Origin of the sequence: Streptomyces lanatus (assembly GCF_014655715.1) — a bacterium.
Lineage (GTDB): Bacteria > Actinomycetota > Actinomycetes > Streptomycetales > Streptomycetaceae > Streptomyces > Streptomyces lanatus.
The window spans coordinates 1,088,102-1,103,038 of record NZ_BNBM01000001.1 but is presented as its reverse complement, the minus strand read 5'-3'; the positions used below and the strand labels follow the sequence as shown (position 1 = coordinate 1,103,038).

The following is a 14,937-nucleotide window of genomic DNA, read 5'->3' as shown; positions in this document are numbered from 1 at the left end:
TGGGGTCTGAGAGGCTGTGGATATGCGCGAAGCACAGACTCGTACGGAAGCGGGCCAGGTCGTCGTCATCGGCGGCGGGATCGCCGGACTGGCGGCGGCCCACCGGGTGCTGGCCGGTGGCAGACGCGTGACGGTGCTGGAGGCGTCCGATCGGGTCGGCGGCAAGCTGCTGCCCGGCGAGATCGCGGGGGTGCGCGTGGACCTCGGCGCCGAGTCGATGCTGGCCCGCCGCCCGGAGGCCGTCGCCCTCGCCCGCGAGGTCGGCCTCGCGGGGCGCCTCCAGCCGCCTGCCACCGCGACCGCCTCGATCTGGACCCGGGGTGCCCTGTGCCCGATGCCCAAGGGCCATGTCATGGGCGTCCCCGGCACCGCCGCCGCCCTGGCCGGGGTGCTGTCCGAGGAAGGGCTGGCCCGTATCGAGCGCGACGCCGACCTGCCGCGCACCGAGGTCGGGGACGATGTCGCGGTCGGCGAGTATGTCGCGGCGCGGCTGGGCCGCGAGGTCGTGGACCGGCTGGTCGAGCCCCTGTTGGGCGGGGTCTACGCGGGCGACGCGTACCGCATCTCGATGCGCTCGGCCGTCCCGCAGCTCTACCAGGCCGCGCTGACCCATGACTCGCTCACCGAGGCCGTCCGCGAGATCCAGGCCAAGGCCGCCGCCAACCAGCAGACCGGCCCGGTGTTCATGGGCATCGAGGGCGGCGTGGGCCAACTCCCGCTCGCCGTCGCGGAGTCGGTGCGCGCGCGGGGCGGCGAGATCGTCACCGGGGCGCCCGTGACGGAGCTGCGCCGCGAGGCCTCCGGCGGCTGGCGCGTCGTCGCCGGTGACCGGGTGCTGCGGGCCGACGCGGTCGTCGTCGCCGTACCCGCCCCGGCCGCCGCCGCCCTGCTGCGCGCCGAGGCGCCCGGGGCCGCCGCCGAACTGGCCGCCGTCGAGTACGCCTCCATGGCGCTGATCACCCTCGCCTACCGCCGCGCCGACACCGCCCTCCCGGCGGGCAGCGGCTTCCTGGTGCCGCCGGTCGACGGGCGCACCATCAAGGCATCGACGTTCGCCTCCCAGAAGTGGGGCTGGATCGCCGACGAGGACCCGGACACGCTGGTCCTGCGCACCTCCGTCGGACGGTACGGCGAGACGGACATCCTGGGCCGCGACGACGCCCACCTCGTCGACGTCTCACGCCGCGACCTGAAGCAGGCCACCGGCCTCGACGCCACCCCCGTCCGGACCCGCGTCACCCGCTGGACCGACGGTCTGCCCCAGTACCCGGTCGGCCACCACGCGCGCGTGGCCCGCGTCCGCGAGCACATCGCCAAGGTGCCGGGCCTCGCCGTGTGCGGCGCGCAGTACGACGGCGTGGGCATCCCGGCGTGCATCGCGAGCGCGTACGCCGCCGTGGACCAGCTGGACGGAGACCTGAGCGGTGTGCAGGACCTCACCGCCAACCCGGTGCAGAGTCTCCACGGAGGAGCAGGAGAATAGGGACATGAGTGACGACGCCCCCACCACCGAGCCCGGTCGGATCCCGAACAAGGGCAAGCTGGCCAAGGACCTCAACGAGGTCATCCGCTACACCCTCTGGTCCGTCTTCAAGCTGAAGGACGTGCTCCCCGAGGACCGCGCGGGCTACGCCGACGAGGTCCAGGAGCTCTTCGACCAGCTCGCCGCCAAGGACGTGACGATCCGCGGCACCTACGACGTGTCAGGCCTGCGCGCCGACGCCGACCTCATGATCTGGTGGCACGCCGAGACCGCCGACCAGCTCCAGGAGGCGTACAACCTCTTCCGCCGCACCAAGCTGGGCCGGGCCCTTGAGCCCGTCTGGTCGAACATGGCGCTGCACCGCCCCGCCGAGTTCAACCGCTCGCACATCCCGGCGTTCCTCGCCGACGAGACGCCGCGCAACTACGTCAGCGTCTACCCCTTCGTGCGCTCCTACGACTGGTACCTGCTGCCCGACGAGGACCGCCGCCGTATGCTCGCCGACCACGGCAAGATGGCCCGCGGCTACCCGGACGTCCGCGCCAACACGGTCGCCTCGTTCTCGCTGGGCGACTACGAGTGGATCCTCGCCTTCGAGGCCGACGAGCTGTACCGCATCGTCGACCTCATGCGTCACCTGCGTGCCTCCGAGGCCCGGATGCACGTCCGCGAGGAGGTGCCGTTCTACACCGGCCGCCGCAAGTCCGTGGCCGAGCTGGTCGCCGGGCTCGCCTAGACCGACGTACGACGAAGCCCCGCACCCCTCGACGGGGTGCGGGGCTTCGCCGTGTGAGCCCGGACGGCTATGGACGGGCCGCGGTCTCGTGCCGGTCCTTGTGCTGCGCGGCCGACTTCTTCGTCTTGCGCTCGCCCGCCCGCTGCGGCTTCGGCTCGGGGTGCCCCTCGCACGACGCGTGCCGCGTCGGCAGACGGCCCTCCAGCAGATACGCGTCGACGTAGCCGTTCACGCACTTGTTCGGCCCGTACGCGATGCCGTGCGTCCCGGCGTCCCGCTCGGTCACCAGTACCGAGCCCGCGAGCCGCCGGTGCATCTCCAGCGCCCCGTCGTAGGGGGTGGCGGCGTCCCGCTCGGCGGCCAGGATCAGCGTCGGCGGCAGCTCACCCGGCCCGGTCCGCACATCCAGCGGCTGCTGCCTGGGCGCCTGCCAGAAGGCGCACGGCAGATTCATCCAGGCGTTGTCCCAGGTCTCGAACGGCGCCACGCGCGCGAGCCGGGTGTTGTCCCGGTCCCAGACCGCCCAGTCCGTCGGCCAGGGCGCGTCGTTGCACTCCACGGCCGTGTAGACCGCGTTCGTGTTCTCCTCCTCGGCCGCCGCCTCCGTCGCCGGCGAGGCCAGCTCGACCAGCGGCTTCGTGTCGCCCTTCAGATACGCCGACAGCGCGTGCGCCCGCGAGGGCCAGTAGTCGTCGTAGTAACCGGCCTGCAGGAACGCCTCCTGCAGCTGCCCCGGCCCGATCTTCCCGCCCGCCGGCTCCGAGGCCAGCCGGGTGCGCACCTCGTCGTAGTTGTCCAGCACCTCGGCGGCCGTGATGCCGAGCCCGTACACGTCGTCGTGCTCGGCGACCCACTCCCGGAAGTCCGCCCAGCGCCCCTCGAACGCGGCCGACTGGGCCAGGTTGTTGTGGTACCAGATCTGCTTGGGGTCCGGGTTCACCGCCGAGTCGAACACCATCCGCCGTACATGCGACGGGAACAGGTGCGCGTACAGCGCCCCGAAGTAGGTGCCGTACGACGCGCCCATGAACGTCAGCTTCGACTGGCCCAGCGCGGCCCGCAGGACGTCCAGGTCACGGGCGTTGTTGAGGGAGTTGTAGTACTGCAGGGCGCTCCCGGCGCGCTCGGCGCAGCCGCGTGCGTAGGCCTTGGCGCGGGCGACGCGCTCCTTCTTGTACGACTCCGAGGGGTACGTCGGTGCCTGCGCGGGCCCCTTGAGGTAGTGCTTGGGGTCCTGGCAGGACAGCCGGGCGGACGGCCCCACCCCGCGCGGGGCGTAGCCCACCAGGTCGTAGGCCGCGGCCAGCCGCTTCCACGCCGGGAGGACCCCGATCAGCGGGAACTGAAGGCCGGACGCGCCCGGTCCGCCCGGGTTGTAGACCAGCGGGCCCTTGCCGGGCACCCGGTGCTTGCTGTTGTGCGGGTCCTTGTGCGTGGCCGGCGCCCGGCTGACCAGGAGCCGGATCTGCTTGCCGTCGGGCCGCGCGTAGTCCAGCGGGACGGACACCGTGCCGCACCGCACATGGCCCGGCAGCCCCTGGTCCTTGGGGCACCGGTCGAAGTCGATGCCGGCGGCCCTGGCGCGCGCGGCGGCCACCGCCGTGCCGCGCTGTTCGTCGGCGGCCGGTGCGGCACCGGCGTGGCCGGCCGGGGCCAGGGAGAGGGCGGACAGGAGCATGGCCCCCGCGGCCGAGTAGAGGGCGGCAGCTCTCATCGGGTATCCCTTCGGTGCACGGCAGCAACAAAAGGGATATTTCGTTCGTCTGTTGATGAAGGCAAGCACCGCCTCGCCGAAGTTGCCGCATTGCCCCCTATGCGTCACCAACTCCGCGACCCGGCCCGCCCCGGAGCCGCGTCAGTCGGGCCAGTGCGACGCCCCGTGCGCGCGATGTGCGAAGGCCGCACGCAGTTCCGGTTCGCCGACCGCTCGCACGCCCCGTACGGCGACGAAGGTCAGATACGTACGGTCGTCCCCGCCCCCGGAGCGCCGGATCAGGCCGCTCAGCAGCCGCTGCCCGGCCGGGGAGGCCCACTGCGCGTACGGGTGGATCTCGACGCGGGCGATGGCCAGACAGCTCAGGGTGAGGACGAAGGGCAGCGCGAACCAGAGGGCGACCAGATGGGCCGGCATGTCCGACTGGGCGGGCGCCAGCAGCGCGACGGCGCCGAGCGCCAGGACGACCGCCGCGGCGAGCCGCACCTGGCGGATCGCGGAACCGATGCCGTCACGCGCCGCGTCGGGCACCGCGAGCCCCGCGCTGACCAGCCGGTCGGCGAGGCTGCCCACGGCCTCGGCGGCGGCCGCGGCGTCCCGCACCGGCTCGATCCGGGACTGGCCCTCCGGCCCGATGGCCCCTATCACCGAGCGCTCCATCTCGTCCCGGCCGCGCGGATCGACGACCGTCGCCCAGCCGGTGTGCGCGAGCAGCAGCCGCTGCTGCCGGGCCATGGAGACGAGGGTCAGATCGGCGACCCGGCGGGGGCCGCCGGACAGGAACGCGGCCTCGTACAGCGTCAGATCGTGGTCCCGGGCCGTGGTCGCCTCTTTCCTTTCCATGGCCGCGGTTTGCACGGCGGCCAGGCACAGCCGCGTGCACGCCGTGCCGGCGACGGCCCAGGCCAGCAGCAGAAGAAGCACCCAGAACATGCCGTGTTTCTATGCCAGATGCTCCGTCGAACACCATGCCTTGTTCACAATGCGGACCGAGAGTTGCCGGGATGTGACGTTCCGGATCCGGCCGAGCGGGGCGTCAGGACGGGCGCGGGCTGGTCGCGGCCGGAGGCAGGGTGTAGGTCGGCGACGGGGGCGGGGTCATCGGGACGGCCGGAGCGGGGTCGGCGGTCGGACCCGGCGGGGCGGGCGGCGCGGTGAGCGGCGGCGTGCTGTCGGCGACCATGTCCCGGGCCAGCGCGTCGAAATCGACGTAGCCGGTGGCCTCCAGGACCGTGATGTGGTCGAGGACGGTGGTGTTGGCGTCGTCGGCGAGCTTGCGCACCAGGGAGTTGCGGGTACTGGCCCGGACCTGGGCGACGACGGAGAACACCTTGCCGTGCGCCAGGCGCAGGATGTTGGCGAACTGCCGGTCGTACTCCACGCCCTGGGCCGAGTCCAGGGTCGCCAGCCACTGCCGCTGCTGTTCGGTGGCCTCGTTGGGCAGCGCGAGGCTGAGCTTGGCGGCGACGTCGCGCACCCGCTCGTCCAGGAACGCGTGCCCCTCGATGAGATGCTCCCCGGCGGTCCGTACGGCCGGAGTCGTGCCCTTCGTCCGGGCCTGCTCACCGGCGGGCAGCTCCCACAGCCCGGCCAGCCGGACCTTGGTGAGGAAGTCGCGGTCGAGGGCGGACAGCGGCCCGTAGCCGGTCGAGACGGTCTCCGCGTTCAGCACGTCCAGACCGGTCCCGGACCGGTCGGCGTACGACCAGATCGGGAAGATCATCGCCAGCAGCGTCGCCGCCAGGCCGGTGATGATGAGCCCGGTGCCGCTGAAGATGCCTCGGCCTTTGATCGGGGGTCGCGGTCGCGGTCGCATGGTGCCTCCTGTTGCGGCACCGCACGTTAGTGCGCTTCGGGGGTGGGGTTGGCATATTACTTCGGCTCGCTTCGGCGCCTACGCCAACCGCCGTACAGGAGGGAATGGTTGCAAGCGGGGTGGATACGGGCGAACGGGGAGGTTCGACGGGCCGCTCAAGTCGGCATTATGGGGCGAAGCGGGCAGGTCGCCCGCGTCCCGGACCGAGGTGTTAACCCCGGCACACTCACCGCCGCCACCCGCGTCCACCGGTGGGACGGAAGCTGACGTATCCGACACCCGCTCAGCGTCGCAGCAGCACCCGACGCGTGGCACGGGCCAGCCGCACCCCCGGCCGCCGCGACCGCGGCTTCGGCCCCGACCGCTCCAGCCACCACTCCCGCAACTCCGCGCGCGTCCCTACGTCTTCGCAACGCCCCTCGGCCAGCAGATACCCTGCGAAGTCCAGCGCGTCGCGCCGATAGCCGTCGGTCATCGGCTGCCCGTTCGCGTACGCGAGGAACGCCCGCCGATACCCGCCACCGAGGATCACCGGCAACTCCGGCGCGACCTTCGCCACGACGTCCGCCCGCTTCCCCGCGAGCGCCCGCGCCTGCACCCCGACCCGCACCCGGTCGAACCCCTCGGGCACGGGCGTCCCGGCGACGAGCGCGGAGAGCAACGCGGCCTGCGCGAGGGCGAGCCGCTGACGGGCGGGGGCGAGGTCGGGTGCGGAGGACTCGTGGGGTGACGGAAGCCGGTCCGCTGACGTGGCCCGGTTCCCGGACGCCGACGCGCGCCGCTCGGCCGCCCCCTTCTCCAAGGCCCTCCGGATCGCCCCCAACTCCCCCTCCAGCTCTGCCGGTTCGGGGAAGTTCTCGTCCCTCTCCAGGAGGACTCCCGGCGGGGACACTCGGGACGCGAGGTCCGTCAGGATGTCGAGGACCGGCTGGGGGACGGGGTGGGCGTGGCTGTCGTGCCAGACGCCGTCGCGTTCGAAGCCGCCCGCGACATGGACGTACGCGATGGCCTCCAGCGGCAGCTCGGCGAGCGCCTTGGCCGGGTCCTCGCCGCGGTTGACGTGGTTGGTGTACAGGTTGGCGACGTCGATGAGGAGTTTCACGCCGGTGCGGTCGGCCAGCTCGTACAGGAACTGTCCCTCGCTCATCTCCTCGCCAGGCCAGGCGATCAGCGCGGCGATGTTCTCCACGGCGAGCGGCACGGGCAGCGCGTCCTGGGCGATACGGACGTTCTCGCACAGCACGTCCAGGGCGTCCCGGGTGCGGGGGACCGGCAGCAGATGCCCCGCCTCCAGACGCGGGGACGCCGTCAGCGGCCCGCCCGCCCGTACGAACGCGATGTGCTCGGTGACCAGCGGCGCCCCCAGTGCCGCCACCCGCTCGGCGAGCGCGGCCAGCCGGTCGGCGTCGGGGCGGTCCGCGCCGCCCAGGCCCAGCGAGACGCCGTGCGGGATCACGGTCACCCCGCGCTCACGCAGCCGTACCAGGGACTCCGGAAGATGCCCGGGACAGACGTTCTCGGCGACGGTCTCGACCCAGTCGATGCCCGGCATGCGCTCCACCGCGTCCGCGATCTCCGGACGCCATCCGATTCCCGTACCCAGTCGCTCCATCGTCCCCTCCTCGGCCTCTTCCGCCCCCGCCTGTTCCGCGTGACGGGGGTATGGCCCCGCGGGCTCGGCCCGAACCCCTCGGGGGCCACCTTCAGAGCAACATTTGAGGTTGGGACCCGCCCGGACATCAGACCCGTACCGGGGGATACGCGCGGGACGGCGGGAGCGTTCAGGAGGAAGACGCATGGCCGCGCCTACCGCAGCGCCGGATGATCCGCGACCACCGTGCACGACCCGGGCGCGATCTCCGTGAACCCCGCGTCCCGCACCAACGGCAGCCCACCGCCCGTCAGCTCACGCCAGGGCCCGGGCTGCGCGGTGCGTACGGCCAGCGGGAACCCCGCGTCGCGCCAGGCGGCCCGCTCCTCGTCGGACAGTTCCCACCAGGCGAGCTGCGCCGCGTGTCCGGTCTGCGCCATCGTCTTGCCGGCCGACATGTCGAGCTCGGGGTTAAGCCAGAGGACGGGGCCGGAGGGATCGGCGTCGACGGGCGGTTCCGGGTCGTCGAGATCGGTGCCGGAGACCTGGAGCTTGGCCAGTTCCTTGGGCCAGCCGTCCAGCGGCACCGGCGGGAAGACCCGCACCTCGGCCGACTTCCCGGTCACCGTGATCCCGGGCAGCTCCTCCGCCCGCCGCCACTCGGCCCCGCGGGCCCGCCGCACGACCTTGCGGATCCGCGCGTCCTGCCAGTCGCGCATGGCCTCGGCCCACTCGCCGTCGCCGAGGGACCGCTCGTCGCTGAGGATGGTCAGGACGGCACGGGCGGAGGTCTCCAGGGCGTCGGTGCGGGCCGGGGGAGCGGACCGTTCGATGCGTACGACCAGGGGCAGGACGAACTGCGGGGCCTCGTCCCGGGTGCTGGGCTCGGACCTGAAGGGGCTGTCGATCGAGGGATCACTGTTCACACGGTCCAGTCTGCCAACCCGGGCGGTAGGAGAGGATGCCCCCATGCAACGCGATCTTCGTCTGGACAACGTGGGCCGCCGCTACGGCCTACGGGGCCCATGGGTCTTACGCGGCATCCACCTCACCGTGCCCCCCGGCACCCTCATTCGCATAGAAGGCCCCAACGGCACCGGCAAGTCCACCCTCCTGCGCCTCCTGGCCCGCATAGACGCCCCCAGCGAGGGCCGCGTCAGCGGAGCGCCCCGTACCGCCTACGTCCCCGAACGCTTCCCCACCGCCCTCCCCTTCACCGCCCTCGGCTATCTGACCCACCTCGGCACCGTCCACGGCCTGTCGCGGCCCGCGGCCACCCGTGCCGCCCTGGAGTGGCTCGACCGCTTCGGCGCCGCCCCCTACGCCCGTACCCCCATGGCCCAGCTGTCCAAAGGCAGCAGCCAGAAGGTCGCCGTCGTCCAGGCCCTCCTCGCCGAACCGGAGCTGCTCGTCCTGGACGAGGCGTGGACGGGCCTCGACTCCGACGCCCGCGCGGAGCTGGAGAGGGCCGTCGCCGAACGCACCGCGGGCGGCACCGCCGTCGTCTTCGTGGACCACGATCCGCGTCGGCTCGCGGGGGTGCCCGACGCGACGTACACCGTGCGGGACTCGGGACTCGACCTCCGTACCGAACAACCGCCCGAGGAGGCCGCCGGGCCGCGCGTGACCGTCGTCGCCCAGGGGCCGAGCGGCGGGCAGCTACCCGGCGACGCGCAGCGCGCCGTCGTCGCGGCCGAGGAACCGGCCCCCGGCACCCACCGTCTCACCGTGCCCGCGTCCCACTCCGACATCCTGCTGCGCGCCCTGCTGACCGCGCGGCCGCCCTGGCACGTGGTGAGCGTGCGCCAGGAGCCGGCCGGCCCCGACACCGAGAGCCGCCGATGACCGCCCTGCTCAGATACCAGGCCGCCCTGCTCGTCCGCTCGCAGCGCTGGCTGCCGCCGTTCCTCCTGTACGTCGTGTTCCTCGGGATCGGCGTGCAGGGCGGCCAGCCCATCCTCGACTCGCTCGGCTACACGGCCGCGGCGCTGCTGCCCGTCACCGCCTGGCTGGTGCGGATCTGCGTCACCAACGAGCCGCCCGCCGCCCGCAGTTGTGTCTCCGCGGCGGTCGGCCCCGGGCGCGCCCACCTCGCCGCGCTGCTGGTGGCGCTGGGTACCGCGGTGGCCCTGGGCGTGGTCGCCACCGTCGTCGTGACGCTGATCAGCAACCCTGCGAGCGCGGATCTCCAGACGCGCGTACCGCGCCTTCCGGCGGGCGCGGCCGGGCTGCTCGCCGTACTGGCCTGCGCCCTGCTCGGCACGGCCGTCGGCGCGCTCACCACCTGGCCGCTGCTGCGCTCCACCGGCCGTGCGATCCCGGCGATGCTGCTCGCGGCCCTGCTGTCGGTGGTGGTGACGGGCTCCCCGGCGCAGGCGGCGGTGAGCGGCCTGGTCACCGGCTCCAACTCGGGCCGGGTCCCGATGCCCGTACTGCCCCTGGCTGCGGCGGCCCTGCTCACGGCGGCGGCGATCGCCGTGGCCTGCGCGCTCACCTCCCGCAGATCACCCTGAGCAGGCGGTGCGCTGTGCCTCCTGCCACTCGCAGACGGGGCAGAGGGTGATCCCCTTGTAGGACTCCGGGTACTCGGTCGGCTCCCGGCACAGCACACACTCGGCATACGGCGGCCCGTCCTCCCCCACTGCCTTAAGGGCGTGGGGGGACCCCCAGGGCGGCTTCACCGCGTCGGCGATCGTGCAGTAGTCCTCGCTCATACCTCCAGCGTAGGACGCTCACCGCCGGGTGCCCGAGGCCCGGATCAGCTCCGACACCTTCACGAACCGGAAGCCTTCACGACGCAGCTCCGGCACCACACCGCGGACCACCCGCTCCGTCGTCGGAGCGGCACTGCGCGTGCAGTGCAGCACGACCACCGACCCGGGCCGCACCTCGTCCAGCACCCCCCGCGCGACCGCGCCCGCATCCGTCGCGAACGCGTCCCCGCTCACCACGTCCCACTGCACCGCCGTGACCCCGACCGGGGTCAGCGCCCGCAGCGCCCGCCGGTCGTAGCACCCGCCCGGAAACCGGAAGTACGGCATCGCGTCCCGCACCCCCACCTTCCGGAACACCGCGTACGCCCGCTCCACATCCGCCCGCATGCGTTCCTCGGCGATGGTCGGCAGCCCGTAGCAGTCGTCGGTGAAGGAGTGGTGGCTGTAGGAGTGGTTGGCGACCTCGAAGAGCGGATCCCGCCCGATGGACCGGGCCTGCTCCGGATACTCCTCGGCCCATCGCCCCGTCATGAACACGGTCGCCGGCACCTTCAACTCCCGCAGCGCCACGATGAGCCCCGGATTGTCGAACCGTTCGCCCTGCGCCGCCCGTGGCCCCTGATCGGCGGTCATATCGGCGTCGAAGGTCAGCGCGACGGCCTTGTCCCCGCTGCGGGGACCGTGCTCGAAGACCGGGGCCGTGCCGCCGGGCCCCGGGGCGAGCGTCGGAGCCCTGAGCGAGGGGGAGACGGAGGCCGTGGCACTGGGCGCCGGCAACGGAGCCCGGGTCATCTCCTCGGGCCCCGCACACGAGGCGAGCACACTGAGCGCCGCGCCCAGGGCACAGAGGGCGGTGACGCGTCGTACGAGAGTGATCACCGCATGAAGATATGATGATCAAACGGTCATTTCGGTGTATCGGCGGGTGCGCCGGGCCGGTGTCACCCACCCGGCCGCCGGATCGCTCAGCCCTTGCGGGTGCAGCGGCCCGTAGGCGCGTCGGCCGGTGGGCGGCACTGGAGGAGGAACTCGGTCGCGTCGTTGCTCAGATAGCGGCCCATGCAGGTGTTCGCCGTGGTGCGGTCGTGCTTGGCGCAGAAGGTGAGGGCCGCGCGGCCGTTGGCGAAGGGGCCGGGGGCGTAGAAGACCCAGTAGCCGGCGCGCAGGGAGGCGTAGTCGCCGCTGCGCAGGACCTTGGTCCCCGGAATGGTCTCGCGGAGGGTGGCGAGTCTGCGGTCGCGGTTGGCGATGCCGGCGGAGACCGGTTCGGAGTGGAGCTGGGCGATCCAGCGGCCGGCCGGGGCGGGGCCGGTGGGGAGGGGTGTCGGGGGAGCCTCCAGCTCGTTCCCCGGGGTCGAGGGACCGGCGGTCGTGGTGGCCGGGGGTTTCGGCGTCGCGTCGGCCTTGTTGTCCGCGGCCGTGTCGCCTGCGCGGAGGGCTAGGACCAGCGCCGTGGCCGCCGCGATCGCCAGTACCGCGGTGCCGGCCACCACCAGGGGTGTACGGCGCCGGGGCCTGGTCAGTGCTTCCGGAGTCGTGGGGCGCGGCGTGTCCAGCTGAGTGGGCGTCGGCTGCGGCGCGGTCGCGGTCATCGTCGGCTGGGCGGCCCACTGCGGTGTCGTCCCCGACTCCACCTGCGCCAGCATCATGTCCAGGCGGGCGGCGTCCGGGCGGGCCGCAGGGTCCCGGACCAGCAGGGCTTCGAGCACCGGGGTCAGCGGGCCCGAGCGGGACGGTGCGGGGAGCGGGTCGTCGAGTACGGCGGCCAGGGTGGCGAGGGTCGTCGGGCGGCGCAGGGGACTGACGCCCTCCGTGCAGACGTACAGGACCACGCCCAGCGACCAGAGGTCGGCGGCCGGGCCGTCGTCATGGCCCCTGATCCGCTCCGGGGCCATGTACTCGGGCGACCCGACGAACTCGCCCGTGGCCGTCAGACCCGTCGTGCCCTGGAGGGCGGCGATGCCGAAGTCGGTGAGTACGGCGCTGCCGTCGGGGCGCAGCAGGATGTTGGCGGGCTTGACGTCCCGGTGCTGGATGCCCGCCGCGTGCGCGGCACGCAGCGCGGCGAGCACCTGACGGCCCAGCCGGGCCGCCGCGGGCGGCGTCAACGGGCCGTTGTCCAGGTGCTGTTGGAGCGAGATGCCCGGGACCAGCTCCATCACGATCCACGGGTGCGGCTCCGCGTCCACGATCTGATGGACCGTCACCACATGGGGGTGGCTGAGCCGGGCCAGCGCCCGCGCCTCCCGCATCACACGCTCACGCACCAGACCGACCGTGTCCGCGTCGGAGCGGACCGCCTTGAGCGCCACCTCGCGGTCGAGCACCGTGTCGCGCGCCCGCCACACGGTGCCCATGCCTCCGCTGCCGAGCCGCTCCACCAGCTCGAAACGGCCGTCGACGAGATCCCCCGGTGCGTTCATGCCGCACAGGTTAGAGGACGCCGCGGAGGGGCCGCTTCCGCCGTGAGGTGCCCGTGATCAGGCCGTCACTTGCGCCAGGGGCCGGTCACCGCGAACGTCGTGCCGGGTGCGTAGCAGTTGACGTACATCGTCCCGCCGTCCGGCGAGAAGGTGACCCCGGCGAACTCGCCCCACTCCGGCTCCTCGGGCGTCCCCAGGTTCTGGGCGTTGCGGGCCATCGCGTACACCTCGCCGTGCCGAGTCACACCGAAGACGTGCTGGGCGCCGTTGCCGTCCTCGCAGACCATGAGGCCGCCGCTGGGGGCGAGACAGATGTTGTCCGGTGACTCACCGGGCAGCTGCACATCCGTGTCCGGACCGAAGACGATCACCAGGGTGAGACGGCGCTCGGTGGGGTCGTAGCGCCAGATCTGGCCGTAGTGGTCCGCCGCCGAACCCTCCGCGCTGTGCGCGAAGGAGGAGACGAAGTAGACGCTGCGGCCACCCCAGTAGCAGCCCTCCAGCTTCTGCGCGTGCGTGATGCCCTTGGGGCCGAAGTCCTGGAGGCGGATAGGGGTCCGGGCGGCGAGTGGATCCGGTACGTCGACCCACTCGATGTTCCCGAAGGTCGCGCCCGGCTCCTGGATCGACGACAGGTCCGGTACGCCGGGTACGCGCATCGCCTGGAGCCGGCCGCCCGCGCGCAGGGTGCCCAGGCCGCCGTGCGGCTGGTGGGGCAGGAAGCGGTAGAAGAGGCCGAAGGGCTTGAGGAAGGCGTCCTCGGTCTCGTAGACGACACCGCGCCTCGGGTCCACCGCGATCGCCTCGTGCTGGAAGCGGCCCATCGCGGTCAGCGGGACCGCGCCGGAGGCGTACGGGTTCGCCGGGTCGACCTCGAAGATGAAGCCGTGGTCCTTGGTGTAGCCGTTGGTGCCGGCCTTGTCCTCGGTCTCCTCGCAGGTCAGCCAGGTGCCCCAGGGGGTCGGCCCGCCCGCGCAGTTCACCGCCGTACCGGCGATGGCGACCCGTTCCGACAGGACGTGGCCGTGCCGGTCGAGCGTCAGGGCCGTACAGCCGCCCTTGCCGGCCGGGTCGTACGTCAGGCCCGGGACCGTGGGGACGGGGACCCTGCCGTCGGCGCGGTTCTCATGATTGCGGACGAGGTGGACGCGGCCGCCTCTGCCGGGCAGGGCCGTCATGCCGTCGTGGTTGGAGGGGACGGGGCCCTCGCCGGAGCGCAGCCGGTCGCCCTCGCGGGAGAGGACCCGGTAGCGGAAACCTTCCGGCAGATCGAGCAGACCGTCGGGGTCGGGGACGAGCGGGCCGTATCCCGTGTGGCCCAGGTTCTGTGCGGCGGCCGTACCGGCGAAGAGCTCGGTGACGTTTCCGGCGAAGGCGATCGAGACGCCCAACGCGCCGGTACGGGCGAGGAGCTGACGGCGGGTGGTGGAACCGCCGGCTGTCGTGTTCTCGGACATGGGGCAGCCTTCCTGCTGGCGGACAGGAACTTTGACCCCGCCGTGTCTATCACCTGGCGTCGGCCGCTGGAACCACGCGCGTAGCACGTGTCACTTTCCCGAGGCGTCCTCGATGATGTCGTCGATGGTCCGCTCGACCTCCCGCTCGGGCGGCGGCTCGACGGCCGGCCGGTCGCCGTCCTCGGGGGACTCCTCCAGGGCCTCAGCGGTGTAGCGCCGTGGGGGATGCCCCTCGTGTTCCTCGCCGCCCCGCTCCAGGAAGCGCAGCAGCTCCACCGGGATGGGCAGGACCAGCGTGGAGTTCTTCTCCGCGGCCACCGCCATCACCGTCTGGAGCAGGCGCAGTTGGAGTGCGGAGGGGGTGTCCTCCATCTGATGGGCGGCCTCGGCCAGCTTCCTGGAGGCCTGGAGCTCGGCGTCCGCGTTGATGATGCGGGCCCGCCGCTCACGGTCCGCCTCGGCCTGCCGGGCCATGGAGCGCTTCATCGACTCCGGCAGCGACACGTCCTTGATCTCGACACGGTCCACCTGCACGCCCCAGCCGATCGCCGGGCTGTCGATCATCAGCTCCAGGCCCTGGTTGAGCTTCTCGCGGTTGGAGAGCAGATCGTCCAGATCGCTCTTGCCGATGATCGAGCGCAGGGACGTCTGCGCCATCTGCGAGACCGCGTACTTGTAGTCCTCGACCTTGATGAGCGCGCTCGCCGGCTCGACCACCTTGAAGTACACGACGGCGTCCACGCGCACGGTCACGTTGTCCCGGGTGATGCCCTCCTGGGCCGGCACCGGCATCGTGACGATCTGCATATTGACCTTGTGAAGCCGGTCCACGATCGGAACGATCATCGTGAATCCCGGCGCGCGTACGTCGCCCGCCAGCCGCCCGAGCCGCAGGACCACCCCGCGCTCGTACTGTTTGACGACCCGCGCCGCGGCGGCCACGTACACCGCGCCCGCGGCGCCCACTCCCACGAGTGCGCCGAGGAGCTCCTCGACCATGACG

Annotated in this window: 14 protein-coding genes; 4 read left to right on the top strand and 10 right to left on the bottom strand. The window is 72.7% G+C overall.

The genetic code is table 11. From position 1 onward, the window contains the following. Nucleotides 1-22 precede the first annotated feature (22 nt). Together hemG and hemQ are read left to right on the top strand one after the other, a co-directional pair. Nucleotides 23-1,483, top strand: a complete 1,461-nt coding sequence (gene hemG, locus IE325_RS04870; protein ID WP_190068383.1) for a protoporphyrinogen oxidase — start codon at nucleotides 23-25, stop codon at nucleotides 1,481-1,483. Between the two features lie 4 nt (nucleotides 1,484-1,487). Beyond that, nucleotides 1,488-2,219 (top strand): hydrogen peroxide-dependent heme synthase, encoded by a 732-nt coding sequence (hemQ, locus tag IE325_RS04865; RefSeq protein WP_190068382.1) that lies wholly within the window; start codon nucleotides 1,488-1,490, stop codon nucleotides 2,217-2,219. A gap of 67 nt (nucleotides 2,220-2,286) precedes the next feature. On the opposite strand, the gene IE325_RS04860 is transcribed toward hemQ, so the two are convergent. The 5 genes from IE325_RS04860 to IE325_RS04840 all read right to left on the bottom strand — a co-directional run bounded on the left by IE325_RS04860 (nucleotide 2,287) and on the right by IE325_RS04840 (nucleotide 8,311). Next, nucleotides 2,287-3,933, bottom strand: coding sequence for an alpha/beta hydrolase (locus tag IE325_RS04860; RefSeq protein ID WP_190068381.1), 1,647 nt, complete (start codon nucleotides 3,931-3,933; stop codon nucleotides 2,287-2,289). Between the two features lie 141 nt (nucleotides 3,934-4,074). Continuing rightward, nucleotides 4,075-4,866 carry a TIGR04222 domain-containing membrane protein gene (locus IE325_RS04855; protein WP_190068380.1) on the bottom strand — a complete coding sequence of 264 codons (792 nt, stop codon included), beginning with the start codon at nucleotides 4,864-4,866 and terminating at the stop codon, nucleotides 4,075-4,077. 103 nt (nucleotides 4,867-4,969) lie between these two features. Next, nucleotides 4,970-5,749: a DUF4142 domain-containing protein gene (locus tag IE325_RS04850; protein ID WP_190068379.1), complete on the bottom strand. Its 780-nt coding sequence runs from the start codon at nucleotides 5,747-5,749 to the stop codon at nucleotides 4,970-4,972. Nucleotides 5,750-6,032: 283 nt separating this feature from the next. Further along, the gene (locus IE325_RS04845; RefSeq protein WP_190068378.1) at nucleotides 6,033-7,361 is read right to left on the bottom strand and encodes an MbnB/TglH/ChrH family RiPP precursor modification enzyme; all 1,329 of its coding nucleotides are present in this window, start codon (nucleotides 7,359-7,361) and stop codon (nucleotides 6,033-6,035) included. A gap of 194 nt (nucleotides 7,362-7,555) precedes the next feature. Then, nucleotides 7,556-8,311: an aminoacyl-tRNA hydrolase gene (locus IE325_RS04840; RefSeq protein WP_373315086.1), complete on the bottom strand. Its 756-nt coding sequence runs from the start codon at nucleotides 8,309-8,311 to the stop codon at nucleotides 7,556-7,558. Between IE325_RS04840 and IE325_RS04835 the strand changes: the two genes are divergently transcribed. Together IE325_RS04835 and IE325_RS04830 are read left to right on the top strand one after the other, a co-directional pair. Then, complete coding sequence (locus IE325_RS04835) at nucleotides 8,310-9,185, top strand: ABC transporter ATP-binding protein (protein ID WP_190068376.1); 876 nt, start codon at nucleotides 8,310-8,312, stop codon at nucleotides 9,183-9,185. The genes IE325_RS04840 and IE325_RS04835 overlap by 2 nt on opposite strands. Beyond that, complete coding sequence (locus IE325_RS04830) at nucleotides 9,182-9,853, top strand: ABC transporter (protein ID WP_190068375.1); 672 nt, start codon at nucleotides 9,182-9,184, stop codon at nucleotides 9,851-9,853. Before IE325_RS04835 ends, IE325_RS04830 begins: the two co-directional genes overlap by 4 nt. Here the strand turns inward: IE325_RS04830 and IE325_RS04825 are convergent. The 5 genes from IE325_RS04825 to IE325_RS04805 form a co-directional block, all read right to left on the bottom strand. Further along, nucleotides 9,845-10,054: a hypothetical protein gene (locus tag IE325_RS04825; RefSeq protein WP_190068374.1), complete on the bottom strand. Its 210-nt coding sequence runs from the start codon at nucleotides 10,052-10,054 to the stop codon at nucleotides 9,845-9,847. The two genes, IE325_RS04830 and IE325_RS04825, sit on opposite strands and share 9 nt — an antisense overlap. 18 nt (nucleotides 10,055-10,072) lie before the next feature. Further along, a complete protein-coding gene (locus tag IE325_RS04820) occupies nucleotides 10,073-10,933 on the bottom strand; it encodes a polysaccharide deacetylase family protein (RefSeq protein ID WP_190068373.1) in 861 nt (286 codons plus the stop codon). A gap of 86 nt (nucleotides 10,934-11,019) precedes the next feature. Beyond that, nucleotides 11,020-12,477 (bottom strand): serine/threonine-protein kinase, encoded by a 1,458-nt coding sequence (locus IE325_RS04815; RefSeq protein WP_190068372.1) that lies wholly within the window; start codon nucleotides 12,475-12,477, stop codon nucleotides 11,020-11,022. 65 nt (nucleotides 12,478-12,542) lie between these two features. Continuing rightward, nucleotides 12,543-13,934, bottom strand: coding sequence for a PhoX family protein (locus IE325_RS04810; RefSeq protein ID WP_190068371.1), 1,392 nt, complete (start codon nucleotides 13,932-13,934; stop codon nucleotides 12,543-12,545). A 90-nt stretch (nucleotides 13,935-14,024) separates the two neighbouring features. Further along, nucleotides 14,025-14,933 carry a slipin family protein gene (locus tag IE325_RS04805; protein ID WP_190068370.1) on the bottom strand — a complete coding sequence of 303 codons (909 nt, stop codon included), beginning with the start codon at nucleotides 14,931-14,933 and terminating at the stop codon, nucleotides 14,025-14,027. Nucleotides 14,934-14,937: the final 4 nt, after the last annotated feature.